We start from the raw sequence: 20934 nt of genomic DNA on the forward strand, positions 1-20934 counted from the left end.
CTCATTATTTGAGATGAACTAGGTCAGCCGTTTTGCATAGTGCGTAACCTGATATAGTGCTTCTTCGAATTGATGAACTGGATGTTGCCATCCGATGCTTTGAACATCTTGCATGGCTTGTTGCCCCATGCGTTTCAGCATGTTGTTATCTGGAATTTGCAACACATGTTGTGTTAACTGTTGAATATCGCCAATTGAACATAACCAACCTGTTTGAGTGTGTTTGCCATGAAGTTGGGCACAGGCATAATCATAGGCAATAATCGGTAAGCCACTTGCCATCGCCTCAATGACCACATTACCAAAAGTTTCGACTTGGCTGGCAAATACAAAAACATTAGCACTTGCATAAGCTTCAGCAAGTTGCGTGCCACTTAGGCTACCCATGAAAATCACATGTTCTGCACCTGGCATTTTTTCTAATCGGCTACGATCAGGACCATCTCCCACCAACACCAATTTGACTTGACGCTGAGATTGCTTACGTAACGCGGAATAAGCATCAATTACCACATTAACTTCTTTTTCCGAAGATAAACGCCCAACATAAATCAACACCGTAGTGTTTTCATCTGCGCCCCACTGCTGTCTAAGCTGTGCTGAATAACGTTGTGAAGAAAACCGATCTGTATCAATCCCCCTGCCTACGACGACCAATGGGCAGGTCACACCAAATTCACGTAAAGCGATTTCAGTGTCACGGCTAGGGACACAGGTCAGTTGTGTTGCATTATGAAACCATCTCAAATAACTTTGAATCGGCTTGACCAAGAATGCCAAATCAAAGAACCGACTAAACTCTTGGAATTGTGAATGAAAGCCACTTGAAACGGGGATACGTCGTGTTTTAGCTGCGTGTAATGCTGTAAATCCTAATGGTCCTTCAGTCACGATATGCACGACATCGGGTGTAAATGCAGAAATCGCTTGAGAAACTTTGAGGAATTGTGGCCAACCGAACTTCATATCTGGATATTTTGGAATTGATTGCCCATTCACCAAGCATTCTTTATTGGGAACGAAGTCATAGCATTGCGCTTTTTGCTCAGGACGAATAAGCAGAATTTTATGTCCTTGATTTTGCAACCCTTTACACAGTTGCATCAAAGATAAAGCAACACCATTAATTTCTGGTGGCCATGTTTCAGTCACGATTGCAATTTTGAGACGAGGTCGAGATAAATCACGAATAAGGTCATCATTATTCGTTGTCGTTTTCTTGTTGTTTGGGTTGAAATAATACTGAATATTATCGGGAAAATCTTGTTGTTTAAATTGCAAGGTGTTCGTGAACGGTTTATTCATACGATACCTAATCTGTTCATTTTTTTAACAGATTAGGTTATTTTCTTGACAATTTAATGATTATTTTATGACAGTTTTTTGACCAATTACTGATCGCCTTTCACGCGAATGAGTAGACCGTTTTCCACTTGGTAAACTTGTCCATTGCCAAAGTCAATCTGTTGCTTTTCACCATGCAGGTTTGGAAAGCCTGCAATCTTTTCCAGTTGTGGAGAACGCTGAAACTGTTGAGTTTTTGGATTATACATCCAATAAATATAGCGTTTATCCTCTACTGCGCGACCTTGAGATAAGTCAGAAACAATTACATCATAATAACCATCAAAATTGATATCCATATAACCGACACTGTTTGGATAGCCTGTAAACCCAGTAAGGCTTTGCACGACAGTATTGTTGTTTTTATTCAATACATCTACACGTTTTAAAGTTTTGCCAAATGGGCTATTGGCATCGTCCTGACCATAGAATTTAAAGATAAAAACTGGTTTATTCACGACCTTAAAAGCAGGTTCAAATTGTATGGATTGCCCAGCTGTTTTGCCTGCTTCTAAAAGTGTAGCTTTAAACAATCCGCTATTTGCATTCAGCACACCTGTCAGTTGATACTTGCCAACAGTGGTGTTATCTGCTTCTGAAGCCAGTGATTTTAAATCTAACTGATCGCCTTTTTGAGTTCCTTTAAAGTCTATCGTTGTACCATTCATTAAATCAGTCAGTACGCCATGCGGATGTGCAATCCCTGCATAAAGATTCATATAATAACGACCTTCACCTGATTTAAGCATACGCTGCATCGACACACGCACACCACTTAATGGCTTTAAACTGGTATTTGCCTGTACAGAAGTAGACTGAGTTTCAGCATAACTAAAACATGAAATAGACAAAGTCATCATAGTGAGAAAAAGTTTAAATTTCATGATTCAAAACCATATTCAACGATAATCAATAATGTGTAATTTATCACAAAATAATTTTTTATAAGTTAATTATTGCGCCCCTTAGATGATTTAAAAGATCGGAATCTAAACGCGACCAATTGGCTGTTTGGCAATATCACCTTTTTTCTTCAACTCATCAATGTATTTTAATTCATTACGCGCCTTTGAGTCAGACGGATCAACTTCTAACACCTGATTAAAATATTTAACCGCTTCATCCAGTTGATTTAATTCAATTAAACTCACTCCTAGACTACGCATTACACCCTGTTGAATCGTCAATCTTTTCTGCTTAGGCTCAACCAAATACACATACTCTTCAGCTGCTTTAAAACTTTCTAATGATGCTTGCCACAGTTTTTGTGCTTGCTGAATAAATCCCAGTTCTTTTAAATACCCACTATTAAAAGGAGACAATAACAATGCTTTTTGTAACGCTGACTGTGCATTGCTCCAATCACTCATTTCAATATAGGCATAAGCTGTTTGAAAATATAAGTCAGCCCAAGTTCCTGAAAAGACTCTAATATCTTTTTGCTTTCCGATATCAAGCGTTAGATACAGTAAGGTTTCAGCTGTTCCGCTGGCAGCATAAAGGACATATTGACGACTATTTTGATATTTTTCAAAATATTGAATTGCAGTATGTAAGGTTACAATCGCCTGCTGCGGATGTCCTGCGATTAAATACTGATTGGCTTTTTCTAAAGCATCATAGGCAAGCTTTTCATCAAGCACATTCTTTTCCAAATTTTGAACATTACTCGATTCAGACTGAGATGTATGCCGAGTAGCTTCTACAACTCTATTTTGCGCAAACGTCAAACTTATAGCAAAATAACTCAGCAAACCAATCAAGGTAAATTGTTTTTTTAATACCATTTTGTGCGACTTTATTATTCAATTTATCTAAAATATAGCATAAAAAAACCCACTCAAAAGAGTGGGCTTTGGTAAAACTAAAAATTAGTTCTTTTCTTTATCAACGATTTTGTTCGCTTGAATCCAAGGCATCATTGCACGTAACTTAGAACCTGTTACTTCGATACCGTGCGCTGCATTTTGACGACGGCGAGCAGTCATTGATGGGTAGTTCAACGCACCTTCTTGAATGAACATCTTCGCATATTCACCAGATTGGATACGTTTAAGCGCATTACGCATCGCTTCACGTGATTGCTCGTTGATCACTTCAACACCAGTCACATATTCACCATATTCAGCATTGTTTGATACTGAATAGTTCATGTCTGCGATACCGCCTTCGAACATCAAATCAACGATTAATTTAAGTTCGTGTAAGCATTCGAAATAAGCCATTTCTGGTGCATAACCCGCTTCAACAAGCGTTTCATAACCCATTTTAACCAATTCAACCGCACCACCACAAAGAACTGCTTGCTCACCGAATAAGTCAGTTTCAGTTTCTTCACGGAATGAAGTTTCGATGATTCCTGTACGACCACCACCTACGCCAGAAGCATAAGAAAGTGCAACATTACGTGCATTACCAGAAGCATCTTGATGGATGGCGATCAAATCAGGAACACCTGAACCACGTTGGAACTCTGAACGTACAGTGTGACCAGGCGCTTTTGGTGCAACCATGATTACATCTAAATCTTTACGCGGAACAACTTGGTTATAAAGAACAGAGAAACCATGAGCAAATGCCAAAGTTGCGCCTTCTTTGATGTTTGGTTCAATCACATCACGATAAAGTTGTGATTGGAACTCATCCGGCGTCAAAATCATGACTAAATCAGCTTGAGCAACAGCAGCTGGAACTTCAGCAACTTTAAGACCTGCATTCTCAGCTTTTTTCCAAGAAGTTGAACCAGCACGTAAACCAACAGTAACGTCTACACCTGAATCTTTAAGGTTAAGCGCATGTGCGTGACCTTGTGAACCGTAGCCAATGATCGCTACTTTTTTACCTTGGATGATAGATAAGTCGCAGTCTTTATCATAAAAAATTTGCATTGCTGTCTCCGCTATAATGCTGTGTTTCCTCTTCTTATCCTGAAGATTTTTGTTTGGAATCTTCTAGTCTAAGTCCCTCTTCTATTCCGAGAAGAGGTTATACATGAGGGAATAAAAAATCAAATAATTAATTAAGGGTTGAATAAATTACAGTGAAAGAACTTTTTCACCGCGGGCAATACCTGATACGCCAGAACGAACCACTTCTAAAATTGTGTTCTCTGCAAGCGCATCAATAAAGCCGTCAATTTTTTCTGTTGTACCCGCAATCTGAATGGTATAAGTCGTTGGTGTTACATCGACAATTTGCGCACGAAAAATATCCGCAGTGCGTTTGATCTCAGCACGTGCAGAACCTAATGCTTTGACTTTAATCAGCATCAGTTCACGCTCAATGTGCGCACCCTCAGACAGATCAACAACCTTAACCACCTCAACCAATTTGTTGAGTTGCTTGGTAATCTGCTCGATCTTGTGATCATCACCATAAGTCGTCAATGTCAAACGCGACATGGTTGGATCTTCAGTTGGTGCTACATTTAAAGTTTCAATGTTGTAGTTACGTTGAGAAAACAACCCCACCAAACGAGAAAGCGCACCAGCTTCGTTTTCAACGAGTACAGAAATTATATGTCTCATTCAGTACGCTCCCCTTTAGACAACCACATATCTTTCATTGACTGACCTGCAATCAGCATTGGATATACATGCTCTGTACGGTCAACCATGACATTGATAAACACACATTTATCGTCGATCGCCATCGCTTCTTGAAGCTTAGATTCAAGCTCATCTGCATGGTCAATCTGGATACCAACATGCCCGTATGCTTCCATAAGTTTTGGAAAATCAGGTAAAGATTCAACATAAGAACTTGAATGACGTCCTTCATAGTTCATATCTTGCCACTGCTTAACCATTCCTAAAGCACGGTTATTTAAGCAAAGAATTTTCACATTTAAGCCATATTGCTTACATGTAGAAAGCTCTTGGATACACATCTGAATAGATGCTTCACCTGTAATACACACCACCTGTTGATCTGGGAATGCCAATTTTGCCGCCATTGCATAAGGCAAACCTACACCCATTGTCCCCAAACCACCTGAGTTAATCCATTGGCGTGGACGTGTGTACTTATAATACAAGGCACCAAACATTTGATGTTGACCAACATCAGAAGTAATGATTGCTTGACTATTGGTAATCTTATCCAATGCTTCAACCACTTGTTGTGGCTTCATCACACCATCTTGACCTGCTTCATACTTCAGACCATGAACTTTGCGCCATTCATTGATTTGTGTCCACCAATCTGCAATCGCTTCTGGATTTGGCTTTGAAACATTCATTTGCTTCAACTGAACCAACATCTCTTGAAGTACAGGTTCTACCGCACCGACGATTGGGATATGCGCCATAATCGTTTTCGAAATGGTCGCAGGGTCAATATCAATGTGAATGACTTTAGCATTTGGACAGAATTTAGCAGGATTGTTGGTTACACGGTCATCAAAACGTGCGCCGATTGCTAAAATAACGTCCGCATTTGCCATGGTCATATTGGCTTCGTAAGTACCATGCATTCCGAGCATGCCTACGAATTGCGGATCATTTCCAGAAAAAGCACCTAAACCCATCAAGGTATTGGTCACTGGATAATTTAATAAATGCGCCAATTCCGTGAGTAATTCAGAAGCATTGCCCTGAACCACACCACCACCCGTATAAATCACTGGGCGCTTTGCATTCACCAATTCATCAATTGCTTTACGAATTTGACCTGAATGACCTCGATGCGGAGGCTGGTAAGAACGCATTTTTACTTTTTCAGGATATTCATACGCAAATTTTTCTGCAGGATTGGTCGCATCCTTTGGAATATCAACAACAACAGGACCCGGACGTCCAGAAGAAGCGATATAAAATGCTTTTTTAATTATTGCAGGAATTTCACTTGCATGACGCACTTGGAAACTATGTTTTACGATTGGACGAGAAATCCCCACCATATCTGTTTCTTGGAATGCGTCTTCACCAATCAGATGGCTTGCAACCTGTCCAGACAAAATCACCATTGGGATTGAGTCCATATAAGCTGTGGCGATTGGTGTTACGGTATTGGTTGCGCCAGGTCCAGAAGTGACCAGTACGACACCTGTTTTACCTGTCACGCGTGAGTATGCATCTGCCATGTGACCAGCAGCTTGCTCATGACGCACGAGGTAATGATTAATTTTATCTTGTTTAAATAGCGCATCATAAATATGTAATACTGCGCCGCCTGGGTATCCAAAAACATGTTCAACGCCTTCGTCCGCCAATGCACGAACAAGCATTTCACCACCAGATAAAAGTTCCAACGTATTCACCCTAATCTTTTTTCCACAGCACTATGGGAGACATAGACTGTGTTTCATTCATTGATTGTGCGCTCTGTTATAGCACACATATTGACTCGTTTTTGCAGCAATAAAAAAATAAATCGTCACGCAACCGTGTGGGCTGTATGAATCACTGAAATATGTTGGGATAAACATGTTTCGGTATTGGTCATTTTCTCGGCTTAGAGAAAATGTTATTGCTTGCTTTGATACTTTTATTCGAAGGGTGATCGAAAAAAACATCTGAAACTTGAGCAAGCATTTTTGTAGTTTTAGCGAACAAAGTCAAGGTTTCTCATAAGGTTTTTATTGATTATTTACCAACCGTTTATTTTTAAAACTATTCCTTTTTTTTAAGTGTATTATAAATAAAATTTCAATCACTTATAACTCAATAAAAATGCAAAAGAATTATTTTAAAACTTATATTTTTGTATGAAAAATATCCTCCCACCAAATAACGATGGTTTTGTAAAATTGATATAAAAAATTCATTCAGGCACACTATTTTTTTCTAGCCAAAATAATAATGATCAAAATACTGTAAAACTTCACTTAAAGTATTTATTACATTCCGATCAATAACGTTTTGATATATCGCTAAATAATATGATTACATTTTAGACAAATGTTTGACAAAAAAATCTAATATTTCCTCCACTGTCTGTTCTGTTGTTTGTTGTGCTATACCCCATTCTGGGAAATGACCATCCACCATCATTCTTGCTAAGCCATACACCAATGCACGAGCTGTTATGATTGCCAATGCCTGATTATGTTCATCCATCTGCTCACCAAACGCATCTCTTAACAATTGTTGCATCAAATGACGAATGTTCGTATTGCTGGATATTAACTTGTCGGAACTCTCATAATCGATGAGTGAACGATCACTGATAATACGAAAGTGTACAGGGTAAGTTGCCGCCCACTTTAGATAGCTCCGACCAATAGTGGCGAAACGTACCAATGGCGGTTGCTCCTCTACTGCGTGCATCATTTGTTGCACTTCTAGCTCTAAGCGCTCTGTTGCCTGTTCAGCTACAGCTGTAAGTAATGCAGTACGAGTTGCAAAATGACGAAAAGGTGCACCTGGAGACACACCTGCACGTTTAGCGGTCTCACGTACACTCAGTTTCTCCACCCCTTGTTCATCAATCAATTGTACTGCGGCTTCAATTAAAGCTTCACGTAAGTGACCATGATGATAAGTAGTACGTGTACTTGATACAGCTGACTTATCTGAAGACGATTGAGTCATAACTCTCCTCTATTGCAATTCGTTGCGGTTATACGATATGCTATTTTCACAATGTATGCACTGATTACATTAAAATTCCAACTCAACAAAAACAACGGTAAGCCTATGTATTCTTTTAAAACATTACTCTCTACATCCACTCTTTTTTATTCACTCGCACTATACGTTGGGTCAATCAATCCAGCAATGGCGCAACCCAAACCAACAACACCTCAAGTTGAATCTGCCAAATTACAGATTGTATGGCCTATTCCTCACTCAGCAATCCCTTTAGGCAATGACTCTGAGCGTGCGATCGGAGTCATCGTAAGTAGTAATTTCAAATTATTACCTGCGGGGCAGTGTGGCAATGATTCACATTGTGGTCATATTCATATGAAGATTGATCCACAAGGTGATAGCTGTAATTTACCCAACCGTTCGTATAACAGTATGAACAGTGATTTTGGAGGTCCACTTATCAAAGCCAATTTTGGCGCCTGCACTGAACCTGCTGGAGAACATACAATAGGCGTATTGCTCGCCAATGATCAACACCAACCTGTTCTGATAGACGGAAAACCAGTAATAGCAACGGTCCAAGTTAAAACAACTCTGCCATAAATAGAAATTAAAAGATGACGATAGCAAAATATAGTTTCAGTCAAGATCACATTTATTGAATATCAAGATGATATACAATGATTTTAATGATAAAAAACCATGGCTTTTATTCAAAAGAGAAATAAAAATTTAGTGTTGGGTGAGGACGATATTCTATGGCACCCAACACTAAACCTCGTGTTTCCGTATAAGAGAACACAGATATAACCCAATAAAATTGCAAAAGAATTATTTTAAAACTTATTTTTTTGTATAAAATAAATACAATTTAAAAAATATCCAGATCAAGCTAAAACAATCCGTTGTATATTAGACGCTATAACTATTTCTAGCTTTAGTCTGCATAAAAATTGACGCAAAGGTTCTGCACCATGAAACAACACCAACGCTTTACACACACAGTTTTTGTATCGACCATTTTTGCTTTGTTGTCTGTGACTGCTGCAACCAGTCATGCAAAACAGTATTATAAGTGGGTCGACAGTAACGGCTCTACCCATTACACCACGACGCCACCACCTAAAAATGCACGCAATAAAACTAAAGTCGACACTTATGGTTATCGTGGAACGCCTTCACCGACCAACCAACCTACAGCCCAACAGACAGCCCCACAAAACAATCCATCCAATACGCAGCAAAATGCTCCTCAAAATGGACAACCTGTAAATAATGTTCCTGTCGTGAATCCACCACAGCTACAACAACCTACAGTGATTCCACAAAATAATACCAATAGCGATTCAACGCTTCGCTAGTTCAATTAAGAACAAAATTGCAAGTTTTTCATATTTAAAAACGCGCAAAATTCACTTTTAGGTGTATTTTGCGCTATGCTGTGCAACACAGTTTTTTAACCATTGTTCTCAAAATACGTTTATGACTACTCATATTGATCCTGAATATCAAGCTAGTGCGATTGAACCTCAAGTCCAGAAAGACTGGGAAGATCGTAAATCGTTTAAAGTTGCCGACACTGTAGAAGGTCCACGTCGTTATATCCTCTCGATGTTCCCTTATCCAAGTGGCAAACTGCATATGGGTCATGTGCGGAACTATACGATTGGCGATGTGATTAGTCGTTTTCACCGTCTCAAGGGTGAAACTGTCCTGCAACCTATGGGTTGGGATGCTTTTGGTTTGCCTGCTGAAAATGCAGCAATTGCACATCAAGTTGCGCCTGCAAAATGGACGTTTGAAAACATCGCATATATGCGCGACCAATTGAAAAAACTTGGTTTGTCTGTTGATTGGGACCGTGAATTTGCAACATGTACACCAGAATATTATCACTGGGAACAATGGTTATTTGTCCAACTGTATAAAAAAGGACTGATTTATCGCAAACTCTCTACAGTAAACTGGGATCCAGTTGACCAGACTGTTCTTGCCAATGAGCAAGTTGAAAACGGTCGTGGCTGGCGCTCAGGTGCATTGGTAGAAAAGCGTGATATTCCAATGTACTACTTCCGCATCACAGACTATGCGCAAGAACTCTTAGATGATCTCGACACACTAAAAGACGGTTGGCCACAACAAGTATTGACCATGCAGCGTAACTGGATTGGTCGTTCAACGGGTATGGACATCACCTTCCCGTCTGCGAACCCAGAAGTTTATGCCGATGGTTTGACGGTTTATACCACACGTGCTGACACGCTCATGGGTGTAACCTATGTTGCAGTTGCAGCTGAACATCCAATGGCGTTGAAAGCTGCCGCGATCCAATCAGAAGCTGGACAGCCTGAACTTGCTGCATTTATTGAAGAATGTCGCATGGGTTCAGTGGCAGAAGCAGACTTGGCAACCGCTGAAAAGAAAGGCATGGCAACAGGCTTATCGGTGAAGCATCCTGTGACTGGTGAAGAAATTCCAGTCTGGATTGCCAACTATGTATTGATGTCCTACGGCTCAGGTGCAGTCATGGCTGTTCCTGCGCACGATGAACGTGACTTTGAGTTTGCCAATAAATTTAATTTGCCAATCAAACAAGTCATCGATGCCAAAGGTGCAGATGATGCCGAATATTCTGCATCAACGTGGCAAGAGTGGTACGGTTCTAAAGAAGGTAAATTGGTTAATTCTGGCGAATTTGATGGCTTAACATTCCAAGCTGCTTTTGACGCTTTTCTTGCAAAATTAGAACCACAATCATTGGCAAGTTCTAAAGTTCAATTCCGTTTACGTGACTGGGGTGTTTCTCGTCAACGTTACTGGGGTTGCCCAATTCCAATGATTAACTGTGACCAGTGTGGTCAAGTCACTGTTCCTGAAGACCAACTCCCTGTTGTGCTTCCAACAGATGTGGTACCAGATGGTTCAGGTAATCCTTTAAACAAAATGCCTGAATTCTATCAAACAAAATGTCCAAGCTGTGGCGGTGATGCCCGTCGTGAAACGGATACTTTGGATACATTCGTTGAATCCTCTTGGTACTATGCGCGTTATGCTTCTCCTGATTTTACTGGTGGTATGGTAAAACCTGAAGCTGCACAGTCATGGTTGCCAGTGAACCAATATATTGGCGGTGTAGAACATGCCATTCTTCATCTTCTTTATGCACGTTTCTTCCATAAGTTAATGCGTGATGAAGGTGTGGTTCAAGGCAACGAACCATTCACCAACTTACTCACTCAAGGCATGGTCTTGGCGGACACATTCTACCGTGAAGCTGAAAGTGGTAAAAAAACCTGGTTCAACCCTGCGGATATTGAGTTAGAAAAAGACGAAAAAGGTCGCATACTTTCTGCTAAATATAATGGCGATGGACAAGAAGTTGTCATTGGTGGGCAAGAAAAAATGTCGAAGTCAAAAAATAACGGCATCGATCCACAAGCAATTATTGACCAATACGGCGCAGATACTGCCCGCGTATTTATGATGTTTGCTGCGCCACCTGATCAATCATTGGAATGGTCGGATGCAGGTGTTGAAGGGGCAAACCGTTTCTTAAAACGTGTTTGGCGTTTGGTAGCTGGGTTCCTTGAAAAAGGCAATACTGCAACTGCGATTGATGCAGCTAAACTTTCAACAGAAGCACAAGATTTACGTCGTAAAACTCACGAAACCATTCAAAAGGTAGGTGATGATATTGAACGTCGTCATGCATTCAATACAGCCATTGCAGCATTGATGGAATTACTCAATGCCAGCAATAAGTTTGAAGCAAAAGATGACAATGATGTCGCTGTTGAACGTGAAGCGATTATTACCCTATTGACCTTGCTTGCACCTTTTGCACCACACTTAAGTCAAACTTTATTGGCTGAGTTTAATGTTGACTTGACTTCGGTCTTGTTCCCGACTGTGGATGAGTCAGCACTCACTCGTAATACACAAACTATTGTGGTTCAGGTAAATGGTAAGCTTCGTGGTAAGTTAGAAGTGTCTGTAGATGCATCAAAAGATGAGTTATTGACCTTAGCGAAAGCACTTCCAGAAGTTCAACAGTTCTTGACGGGTCCAACCAAGAAAGAAATTGTTGTGCCGAATAAATTAGTGAATTTGGTGGTTTAAAAGTTTTTAAGCCTCTCTTTCTAAGAGGGACTTAATGCGATAAACAAAACCCAAACAAAGCCCGTTGTCATTCAACGGGCTTTGATTCTAAAATGTGGACAATTTATCAAGATTAAATATTTCATATTTTAATGAAATATCATGAGGACAAAGCATGCATTTGGTTCAACGTGTTGCAGCAGTTGTATTAACTTTGGGTCTGAGTGCGGGCTTAGTCGGTTGTGGCTTTCATTTAAAGGGAACCAATACTCAAGCAACGCCTTTGGTTTATACCAAATTACAGTTGGTTCTACCTGAAAATACAGAAGATCTTGAGAAAAAACTCAGTGTTTATTTGACTGCAACGGGTGTCCAACTCAGTAATGCGAATGATGCCTATGTGTTACGTGTACTCAGTTACAAACCTGTACGCCATGAGCTCAATGGTAAATTGGTTGAAACCTTACTGCGTCTCACTGTAACTTTCCAGATTGAGGACAAACAAGGAAATCCAATTACAGAACCTCGTACATTGACTGCCTCTCGTAGTTATCAATATGATGTTGCGACAGTCAATACCGATGACCAACAATATAAATATTTAAGCCAAATTTTGATTGATGACATCGCTCAACAAATGTCTCGTCAAATTGCAGCCAACCGCTTACCGAAAGCTAGAAATATTACCACCCAACCAGTAGCACAATAAACTTATGAAACTTGACTATTTACAAGCCCTTAAACGTGTTGATGAAGCGCGCGGTGTTTGGATTTTACATGGTCAAGAGCCACTGTTAGAGCAAAATTTGCTTGATGCATTAAGAAAAAGCTGGGCAAAGCATGAAATTGAAAGACAGCGTCATGATTTAAATAGTGTTTCAGACTGGAAAAATGTTTTTAATGCTTTAAACAGCCTGTCTTTATTTTCACAACATCTCGCACTTGAAGTGCATGGCAATATCAAGCCAGATGCCAATGGATTAAAACAACTCAAACAATATATTCAACATAACGAACACAATTTACTTGTAATCGTGATGCCAAAGCAGGATTCAAGTAGTTTAAAATCTGCTTTCTTCCAAACGGTTGAAGCCAACGGTGTAGTTGTTGCATTGACGGCGAATTACCCACAAGACCGTCAGCGCATCTTGGTAATTGAAGCAGAACAACTTGGTATTCAACTCAATCAAGATGCATGGGTATGGCTTGAACAACATCATGAACACAATTTATTGGCTGCTAAAAACAGTTTAATGCGTGTTGCAGATACATTCCCCGATCAAAAACAGATTGAAATCGACCATTTACAACAATGCTTACAAGATCAATCCCGCTACAGCACTTTTGATTTAAGCGATGCATTGATCGCTGGAAATTTAGCTTTAGCCATTAAGATTTTCCAATATCTTTTGGAGTCTGGAGAACCTGATAGTTTAATTTTATGGACCATTAGTAAAGAAATGCGTCTTTTGATGCAATTGTATGAACAGCCACAAAATGCTTTACAACTTGGCATTTGGAAAACAAAAATTTCTTTGTACCAACAAGCACTTAGACGTTTAAATCCACAATCGTTTTTAACATGGCCGACACTTTTATTACGCATTGATGCTGCTATTAAAGGGCTTAGTCAAGAAAAACCAGAACATATCATTCAACAATGTATTGCAGAGTTGTGTGGAAAGTCTTTATTTATCAATGCTTAATTTTTAATCACAAAGATCAACTAGAATAATTCTCATTTCTATTTATTATAAAAAATTCACGCTTTATCCTTAATTCATCATTATAATTTGATCAATTTTTCTCTCAGTCTCATTATTGCTATGCCAAAAATAAAACCAGCCAAAGCCATTTTTATAGCGGCCTGTGTAGCGATCGTCGCAGCAATCGCATGGTACACATTAAAACCAAAAAATACACAGCCTCAGTATATTACTGCTGAAGTAACCCGTGGAGATATTGAAGATTCTGTACTTGCAACAGGTGACTTGGAAGCAACCAAAATGGTCAGTGTGGGTGCACAGGTTTCTGGTCAGGTCAAAAAAATGTATGTAAAGCTGGGAGATCAAGTCAAACAAGGACAATTGATCGCACAAATTGATTCTGTACGACAAACCAACGATTTAAAAACAGCAGAAGCAAGTATTAAAAACCAACAGGCACAATTGACCACAAAACAAGCCACTTTAGCCAAGGCTGAAGCTGAATATAATCGTCAGAAGAATATGTATGCACAAGATGCGACATCTAAGGCTGATTACGACAGTGCGTTGGCTGCGTTTAAGACAGCACAAGCCGATATTGCATCGATGAATGCGCAAATTGAACAATCTAAACTGACACTGGCAACCTCACAAGAAAACTTAGGTTATACCCGTATTGTTGCGCCGATGGATGGTACTGTGGTTGCAATTGTGACTGAAGAAGGTCAAACCGTTAACGCGAATCAAAGCGCTCCAACGATTGTGAAGCTTGCTAAACTTGACACCATGACCATCAAAGCCCAAGTATCAGAAGCTGATGTCATGAAAGTTCAGGAAGGTCAAAAAGTTTATTTCACAACACTGGGAGACAGTGAGAAAAAACGTTATGCAACACTGCGTCAAGTAGAGCCTGCACCTGAATCAATCAATACAGAAACAACCAGCAATTCTTCATCATCGTCATCAAGCACTGCGATTTATTATAATGCGCTCTTCGATGTGCCAAATGATGATGGCAAGTTGCGTATTGATATGACAGCTCAGGTTTATATTATTTTAGCGGAAGCTAAAAATGCTTTGACTGTTCCTGCAGCTGCACTTCAAGCCTCAAATCGCCCACAACGTGCCAATAAATCAAATGGTCAATCTGGTGCAAATTCAAATCGCCCTGCTTCTTCTGCTCAAGGTCAAACCCATAAAGAGGGACAAAATGCAGCAGATCGCCCAGAGCGTCTTGAGTTAACCGCAGACGAGAAAGCTTTGCTAGATCAAGGTAAAGCATCCGTTGCAATCGTTCGTGTTTTACAGGCTGATGGCAGCGCCAAACGTAAACAAGTATTAATTGGTTTAAATAACCGTGTTACAGCAGAAGTGTTACGTGGCTTAAATGAAGGTGATCAAGTGATTCTCGCCGATGGTTCAGACACGTCGAATGATTCTGCAAAACGTAGTAACAGAAATGGCCCAATGAGACTCTAAGCATGGATCAGAACAATCATCAGATCAAACCTCTACTCGAGGTTAGTAATCTGATACGTGAGTTCCCTGCGGGTGAATCCACTATTCAGATTTTAAAAAGTATTAATTTAAAGATTTATCCGGGTGAGTTGGTTGCCATCGTTGGTCAGTCTGGTTCTGGTAAATCGACCTTGATGAATATTTTGGGTTGTCTGGATCAGCCAACATCAGGAAGCTATCAGGTAAATGGGCGTGAAACCCGTAAACTTGAACCTGATGAGCTGGCTCAGTTACGTCGTGAGTATTTTGGCTTTATCTTCCAGCGCTATCACTTATTGGGTGATTTGAATGCTGCTGGAAACGTCGAAGTCCCTGCAATTTATGCAGGTATGGACCCCACCGTTCGTCAAAAGCGCTCGCATGAAATCCTGACTGATCTTGGACTTGGTGAAAAAACTGAAAACCGTCCAAATCAACTTTCAGGCGGTCAGCAACAGCGTGTTTCGATTGCCCGTGCCTTGATGAATGGTGGTGATGTTATTCTTGCCGATGAGCCAACAGGCGCATTGGATAAAAATAGCGGTATCGAAGTGATGCGCATCTTGCGTGAGCTAAATGCCAAAGGTCATACCATCATTTTGGTTACACATGATATGAATGTCGCAAAAAATGCGACACGTATTATTGAAATCAGTGACGGGAATATTATTGCAGATAAGCCTAATGTTCCAGAACATGACGATGTGATTGAGGTTGTTGCAGATGCAGAGCCCAAATCCAGTCGAAAAAAATCATCTCGTTGGCGTTCAGCACTAGATCGTTTTGCTGAAGCTTTCCGTATGGCTTTGCTCGCAATGAATGCACATCGTATGCGTACTTTCCTGACCATGTTGGGGATCATTATCGGGATTGCATCCGTGGTGTCTGTCGTTGCACTCGGAAATGGCTCACAAAAACAAATTTTGGAAAACATCAGCAGTTTAGGTACCAATACCATTACGGTCTTTCAGGGTCGAGGCTTTGGTGACAACTCAAAGACAGCTCAATTTAAAACCCTTGTGCCCGCTGATGCTGAAGCACTATCTGAACAGCCCTATGTAGAAGCAGTTAGCCCAACAGTGAACAGTAGCGTTACAGCGCGATTTAAAGATACCGAAGCAGCAGCCACCGTAAATGGCGTAAGTGCAGACTTCTTCAATGTAAGAGGTTTAGAGTTTGTCGCAGGTCAACCTTTTGACAAACAAAGTGTGACTCAACGTGCACAGGATGTCGTGATTGACTCCAACACCAAAAAGACATTCTTTGCTGATGGTACTGACCCGTTAGGGCAAGTGATTTTATTGGGCAGTGTTCCGAGTCGAATCATCGGGGTCATTGATGCACAACAAGGCTTTATGAGTTCTGATAGCCTAAATGTCTATCTCCCTTACTCAACCGTGATGAGTCGCATGTTAGGGCAGTCTAATGTACGTAGCATCATTGTTCGTGTCAAAGACACCTACCCGACCGCTGTGGCTGAAAATGCCATTTTAAGCTTGTTAGAACAGCGCCACGGTGCACAAGATGTCTTTACACAAAACTCTGACAGTATCCGTCAAACTATTGAACAAACCACCCAAACCATGACCTTATTGGTGTCTGCAATTGCAGTGATTTCGCTTGTGGTGGGTGGGATCGGTGTAATGAATATTATGCTGGTTTCCGTGACTGAACGTACTCAGGAAATTGGGGTACGTATGGCGGTGGGTGCACGACAAAGCGATATTCTACAACAGTTTCTGATTGAAGCGATTTTGGTGTGTATTTTAGGCGGAATATTAGGTGTCTTACTTTCATTAGGTATTGGACAGTTGATCGGACATATTGCCAAAGGCAGTTTCCAAATGGCGTATTCAAGTACTTCGATCATTGCAGCATTTGTATGTTCAACTTTGATTGGTGTGGTGTTTGGATTTATCCCAGCACGAAATGCCGCGCAGTTGAATCCTGTCGATGCACTTTCACTTGAATAACCGAAGAATAAGGAAAATATTAATGCAAATGAATTTAAGCAAACTTGCAACAGCCTTGATTCTTGGAAGCTCACTGGTGGGATGTGCTGCTGTGGTGAAAACCCCGTATGAAGCACCTGCGGTACAAATCCCCAATGGTTTTGCTTATGACAAAGCAAAATCTCAACAAGTTCAAGCTGATCTTTATGCAGACCAATGGTGGACTTTATTTGGCGATACGCAACTCAATCAATTGGTCAATCAAGTGATTGAACGAAATGCTGATTTGGCTGTGGCAGGGATCAATTTACAAACTGCACGATTAAGAGCTGGGTTAGCACGTGATCAACAAGGACCACGTGTCAATTCAAGTGTTTCAACTGGACATAGCTTTGATCTCAACTCGGGCGATGATGCTGCCAGAGGTCTATCGCTCAGTGCTGGCGTAAGTTATGAAGTCGATTTATTTGGTAAATTGGCGCGTCAGACTGAAGCCTCTAAATGGGAGTCTTTAGCCACTGAACAAGACTTGCAAGCGACAGGACAAACCTTAATTGGTACAACTGCAAACTTATACTGGCAATTGGGTTATTTAAATGAACGCTATAGCTCTGCACAACAAAGCTTAGCCTCTACCCAAAAAACCTATGAATTGGTGCGCACCCAATACCGTGCAGGTGCTGTTTCAGGGTTAGATTTAACCCAAGCTGAGCAGTCTGTACAAAGCCAAAAAGCAAGTTTAAGTCAGATTGAACAACAGCGTGTTGAAGCACGTACTGCTTTGGCTGTGTTATTGCAGATTCCAGTACAACAGTTGAATATTCAAGAACCTCAACAGTTGCCACGGATTCGTTTACCTGAAATTGCGGCAGGCTTACCCGCCGATATTTTGTCACGTCGTCCAGATTTGAGAGCTGCTGAGTTACGTTTACGTGAGTCTTTAGCTACCAAAGATGCGACCAAAGCAAGTTATTATCCATCTATTAGCTTGACTGGAAATCTAGGTTCGACCAGCACCTCTCTGACCAATTTACTGAAAAATCCTGCGCTTACTTTAGGTGCAAGTTTAAGTTTACCGTTTTTGCAATATAACGATATGCAAAAGAACCTAAAGATTAGTGAATTGGACTATGAAAAAGCCATCGTTCAATACCGCAATACCCTATATCAAGCTTTTGCAGACACGGAAAATGCGTTATCGAATCGAACTGAATTAGATAAACAAGTTGCGCTACAACAAAAGAATCTTGAGCTTGCAGAAAAAACTGAACGTTTGACTGATGTTCGTTATCGTAATGGTGCGATTGCTTTAAAAAATCTTTTGGATGCACAGGAAACAACACGTAGCGCTCGTTTGGCTTTGGTACAAACCAAACAAAGCCAGTACAACGCTTATGTGACGTTGATGCAGGCTTTAGGTGGTAGTCCGATTCAGCAGATGCCTTAAAAATTTGTTGAGATAAGAAAGTCCTTCGGGGCTTTTTTTATTTGATTATTTTTCCAAAAGTATCGAGTTGGTATGTTGTCGAAGCATCAACAACATAGGGGTCTTTAGCATCAACCTGACATTCATTTTCAACTTGTTGAGACCATTTCGGTTGTTTATCAGCACGAATAAATTTATTGCGCGTTGCACCTAAAATTTTAATCATTGCCCTTGAGTAGAATGATCGAAATTCACTTTGATAATCTAATGCAACGATTTCCTGACTGGTTTCTAAAGACTCAGGCTGTGCTTCAATATTTAAACAATAGCTTAATTTCTCAGGTACTAAACGAGGACTCGTTTCTACTATATGTTTATTAAAATAAAGCTTTTCAGGTCCATTATTCATATACTCTTTAATAAACTGCCATATTTCAAGCGTTTCTTGCTTTTTATGCTTACTCAGTGCAAAAGCAAAGGTATAAGTAATCAAGCCATTGTTATCCTTGATAAACCCCTTGATCTCCCAAAAAGTGCCCTCGTAGCCTCCCAGTCGATGATTTAAAATAAAATCAATCTTCTCCCAATTCTCTGAAAAGATTTGACCACTGACATCATAAACATAGACTTTTTGATTTTTTCTATTAAATCGGATTGGATAATAGTTATAGCCTAATTTTTCATACTTTTTAAAATTTTGATAACCTTTATAAAAAACATAAAAAATAAAAGAAAATAAAATATGCATTGGAGAAAAAACGACGATGAAGCCGAGTAAACTTTCAGCATCACGAATTACTGTTATATAAAAAAATATGAGCCAAACAATCAAAATAACTGGAACTGCTATAAAAAGAACTCCAAGCAAATTAAAATAGGAATTACCTTTTAAAAAGAAGCTGTTATTTACACATTCCATATAGGTAGAATTCATTTTTACAAAGTGATAGCCATGAAACACACTTGATTTATAAGCTATTTTCTTCGAAAGAATATTTTGCTTTTCTTTAGGTGTTAGGTGCCTAGCATTCTTATACACTGGATATTGTAATGTACCATTAAGCATATTTGACCTATTCAATATGGTTTAAGATAAAATCACCTTCTCGTGCTTTATCTGCTATCTTTAGTTTTAAACTGAATATGTATAAAGCTTCATTATTCATGTTGCTTCTCTTTCACACTAAAAAAACCAAATTTCAAATTGTCTTTTGCTGTCACACTATAGGGATCATTTTCATCTACAACATGCTCCTTTTTCAGCGTTTCACTCCAATAAAATGGCTTTGAAAAAACAACTGTGATTCGTCGTCCAAAGAATCTTACAAATTCAGGTACAGCAAAAATAAGCGCATAGAGTGGTGTCTGAAAATGATTGATAAACACGGTTTGCCAACTTTGCTTAAAGGATTCTTTTTTCTCTTGAATATCATAGCAATAGGTTAATTTACTTTTATAATCTTGCTCAGGGTCGTCTATTCCTTTTCTGTAGTACAACGCTTCAGGTCCCTGTTCTACATAAGTTTTAATAAACAATAAAAAGCCTTCTATATAGTCTTTATGAATATTCGGTGTACCCAACTGTATATCATGTTTTATCACTTCACCATCAAGGATATAGGCATGTAACTCATACAAAGGGAGTCCAACGACACCTTGTGATTGAACAATATCAAAATACAAATCATCTAATGAAAACTGAGTGGTGCTATTCCCTGTAGAGCACACTGTCATCGAATTATTGTGTCTACTTATTAAAACTGGTAAATATAGAGGCTTTAAAAAATCGAATTTCAAAAAAGGAATTAACATTGTGATAAAAACGTATAATCCACCAAATGCTAGTAATATAGCGCTCGAATAAATAATAATTTTTTCATCTTCGACACCATCTTTTAAAATAAAATAACTACCAAACAGAACTAAAAGAACATAAGGAATAGCCAATAAAAATAAAAAGATTAAATTTTTCCCTTTCCAAACATAATTTTTATTTGTGAATTCAATAAAGTTAGAGTTCATCTGAACAACTGAAAAATTATGATTGATTACTCGTTTGAGTTCAAAAGTATCAAGTTTAAAAAGCTGATACTTCTTTACACGTTCTCCAACTTTGGTACGAGGAACGAAATACCATGGATTTTTCATTTTAAACCTATTTTATTTAGTACAAACCAAATTACTGAACAACGCTAATATCATTAAAATATAAATATTTAAAGACTCAATTCAGTTTTTAATAAGTCTTCTTTATAACATGCCAATTATCAGTTAAGATAAAAACTAAAATATTGATAGTCTTATTTAAAAATGATAAAACATAATATAATCGTTGTTTTACTCTCGACCTTAACCTTCTCTGCTTGTGCAAAAACCAC

The 20934-nt window shown here is 39.4% G+C and carries 17 protein-coding genes; 8 read left to right on the top strand and 9 right to left on the bottom strand.

Annotated elements, in window-relative coordinates; all coding sequences use genetic code 11:
• Positions 1–18 precede the first annotated feature (18 nt).
• The 7 genes from F938_RS17500 to F938_RS17530 all read right to left on the bottom strand — a co-directional run bounded on the left by F938_RS17500 (position 19) and on the right by F938_RS17530 (position 7877).
• The gene (locus F938_RS17500; protein WP_005033892.1) at positions 19–1305 is read right to left on the bottom strand and encodes a glycosyltransferase family 4 protein; all 1287 of its coding nucleotides are present in this window, start codon (positions 1303–1305) and stop codon (positions 19–21) included.
• 86 nt (positions 1306–1391) lie between these two features.
• Positions 1392–2228 (bottom strand): XAC2610-related protein, encoded by an 837-nt coding sequence (locus F938_RS17505; RefSeq protein ID WP_004825022.1) that lies wholly within the window; start codon positions 2226–2228, stop codon positions 1392–1394.
• Positions 2229–2333: 105 nt separating this feature from the next.
• The gene (locus tag F938_RS17510; protein WP_005033894.1) at positions 2334–3131 is read right to left on the bottom strand and encodes a tetratricopeptide repeat protein; all 798 of its coding nucleotides are present in this window, start codon (positions 3129–3131) and stop codon (positions 2334–2336) included.
• An 84-nt stretch (positions 3132–3215) separates the two neighbouring features.
• Positions 3216–4232 (bottom strand): ketol-acid reductoisomerase, encoded by a 1017-nt coding sequence (gene ilvC, locus F938_RS17515; RefSeq protein WP_004825025.1) that lies wholly within the window; start codon positions 4230–4232, stop codon positions 3216–3218.
• Positions 4233–4379: 147 nt separating this feature from the next.
• Entirely contained in the window at positions 4380–4871 is a 492-nt protein-coding gene (ilvN, locus tag F938_RS17520; protein WP_004825027.1) for an acetolactate synthase small subunit, read from the bottom strand.
• Entirely contained in the window at positions 4868–6595 is a 1728-nt protein-coding gene (locus F938_RS17525; protein ID WP_010591029.1) for an acetolactate synthase 3 large subunit, read from the bottom strand. Before F938_RS17525 ends, ilvN begins: the two co-directional genes overlap by 4 nt.
• Positions 6596–7229: 634 nt before the next feature.
• Positions 7230–7877: a TetR/AcrR family transcriptional regulator gene (locus F938_RS17530; RefSeq protein WP_005033896.1), complete on the bottom strand. Its 648-nt coding sequence runs from the start codon at positions 7875–7877 to the stop codon at positions 7230–7232.
• Between the two features lie 105 nt (positions 7878–7982).
• Here F938_RS17530 and F938_RS17535 point away from each other — a divergent pair, with 105 nt between their 5' ends.
• The 8 genes from F938_RS17535 (at position 7983) to F938_RS17570 (ending at position 18577) form a co-directional block, all read left to right on the top strand.
• The gene (locus tag F938_RS17535; RefSeq protein WP_228129521.1) at positions 7983–8480 is read left to right on the top strand and encodes a hypothetical protein; all 498 of its coding nucleotides are present in this window, start codon (positions 7983–7985) and stop codon (positions 8478–8480) included.
• A 371-nt stretch (positions 8481–8851) separates the two neighbouring features.
• On the top strand, positions 8852–9238 hold the full coding sequence (locus tag F938_RS17540; RefSeq protein ID WP_005033900.1) for a DUF4124 domain-containing protein: 387 nt from the start codon (positions 8852–8854) through the stop codon (positions 9236–9238).
• A 121-nt stretch (positions 9239–9359) separates the two neighbouring features.
• Complete coding sequence (gene leuS, locus F938_RS17545) at positions 9360–11996, top strand: leucine--tRNA ligase (protein ID WP_005033902.1); 2637 nt, start codon at positions 9360–9362, stop codon at positions 11994–11996.
• A 154-nt stretch (positions 11997–12150) separates the two neighbouring features.
• Positions 12151–12684 (top strand): LPS-assembly lipoprotein LptE, encoded by a 534-nt coding sequence (locus F938_RS17550; protein WP_004825039.1) that lies wholly within the window; start codon positions 12151–12153, stop codon positions 12682–12684.
• 4 nt (positions 12685–12688) lie between these two features.
• The gene (gene holA, locus F938_RS17555) at positions 12689–13681 is read left to right on the top strand and encodes a DNA polymerase III subunit delta (protein WP_004825040.1); all 993 of its coding nucleotides are present in this window, start codon (positions 12689–12691) and stop codon (positions 13679–13681) included.
• Positions 13682–13801: 120 nt separating this feature from the next.
• Positions 13802–15160, top strand: a complete 1359-nt coding sequence (locus F938_RS17560; RefSeq protein WP_005033905.1) for a MacA family efflux pump subunit — start codon at positions 13802–13804, stop codon at positions 15158–15160.
• Between the two features lie 2 nt (positions 15161–15162).
• Positions 15163–17151, top strand: coding sequence for a MacB family efflux pump subunit (locus F938_RS17565; RefSeq protein WP_005033907.1), 1989 nt, complete (start codon positions 15163–15165; stop codon positions 17149–17151).
• A 22-nt stretch (positions 17152–17173) separates the two neighbouring features.
• Positions 17174–18577, top strand: a complete 1404-nt coding sequence (locus tag F938_RS17570; protein WP_005033909.1) for an efflux transporter outer membrane subunit — start codon at positions 17174–17176, stop codon at positions 18575–18577.
• A gap of 37 nt (positions 18578–18614) precedes the next feature.
• On the opposite strand, the gene F938_RS17575 is transcribed toward F938_RS17570, so the two are convergent.
• A complete protein-coding gene (locus F938_RS17575; protein ID WP_005033912.1) occupies positions 18615–19622 on the bottom strand; it encodes a DUF6708 domain-containing protein in 1008 nt (335 codons plus the stop codon).
• 92 nt (positions 19623–19714) lie between these two features.
• Positions 19715–20704, bottom strand: a complete 990-nt coding sequence (locus F938_RS17580; protein ID WP_005033917.1) for a hypothetical protein — start codon at positions 20702–20704, stop codon at positions 19715–19717.
• Positions 20705–20934: the final 230 nt, after the last annotated feature.

Origin of the sequence: Acinetobacter bereziniae LMG 1003 = CIP 70.12 (assembly GCF_000368925.1) — a bacterium.
In the GTDB taxonomy this organism is placed as follows: domain Bacteria; phylum Pseudomonadota; class Gammaproteobacteria; order Pseudomonadales; family Moraxellaceae; genus Acinetobacter; species Acinetobacter bereziniae.

What these genes read in the sequence shown, in the direction of transcription:
- F938_RS17500 (WP_005033892.1), bottom strand. Translation starts at nt 1,305, where the DNA reads ATGAATAAACCGTTCACGAACACCTTGCAATTTAAACAACAAGATTTT.
- F938_RS17505 (WP_004825022.1), bottom strand. Translation starts at nt 2,228, where the DNA reads ATGAAATTTAAACTTTTTCTCACTATGATGACTTTGTCTATTTCATGT.
- F938_RS17510 (WP_005033894.1), bottom strand. Translation starts at nt 3,131, where the DNA reads ATGGTATTAAAAAAACAATTTACCTTGATTGGTTTGCTGAGTTATTTT.
- ilvC (WP_004825025.1), bottom strand. Translation starts at nt 4,232, where the DNA reads ATGCAAATTTTTTATGATAAAGACTGCGACTTATCTATCATCCAAGGT.
- ilvN (WP_004825027.1), bottom strand. Translation starts at nt 4,871, where the DNA reads ATGAGACATATAATTTCTGTACTCGTTGAAAACGAAGCTGGTGCGCTT.
- F938_RS17530 (WP_005033896.1), bottom strand. Translation starts at nt 7,877, where the DNA reads ATGACTCAATCGTCTTCAGATAAGTCAGCTGTATCAAGTACACGTACT.
- F938_RS17535 (WP_228129521.1), top strand. Translation starts at nt 7,983, where the DNA reads ATGTATTCTTTTAAAACATTACTCTCTACATCCACTCTTTTTTATTCA.
- F938_RS17540 (WP_005033900.1), top strand. Translation starts at nt 8,852, where the DNA reads ATGAAACAACACCAACGCTTTACACACACAGTTTTTGTATCGACCATT.
- leuS (WP_005033902.1), top strand. Translation starts at nt 9,360, where the DNA reads ATGACTACTCATATTGATCCTGAATATCAAGCTAGTGCGATTGAACCT.
- F938_RS17550 (WP_004825039.1), top strand. Translation starts at nt 12,151, where the DNA reads ATGCATTTGGTTCAACGTGTTGCAGCAGTTGTATTAACTTTGGGTCTG.
- holA (WP_004825040.1), top strand. Translation starts at nt 12,689, where the DNA reads ATGAAACTTGACTATTTACAAGCCCTTAAACGTGTTGATGAAGCGCGC.
- F938_RS17560 (WP_005033905.1), top strand. Translation starts at nt 13,802, where the DNA reads ATGCCAAAAATAAAACCAGCCAAAGCCATTTTTATAGCGGCCTGTGTA.
- F938_RS17565 (WP_005033907.1), top strand. Translation starts at nt 15,163, where the DNA reads ATGGATCAGAACAATCATCAGATCAAACCTCTACTCGAGGTTAGTAAT.
- F938_RS17570 (WP_005033909.1), top strand. Translation starts at nt 17,174, where the DNA reads ATGCAAATGAATTTAAGCAAACTTGCAACAGCCTTGATTCTTGGAAGC.
- F938_RS17575 (WP_005033912.1), bottom strand. Translation starts at nt 19,622, where the DNA reads ATGCTTAATGGTACATTACAATATCCAGTGTATAAGAATGCTAGGCAC.
- F938_RS17580 (WP_005033917.1), bottom strand. Translation starts at nt 20,704, where the DNA reads ATGAAAAATCCATGGTATTTCGTTCCTCGTACCAAAGTTGGAGAACGT.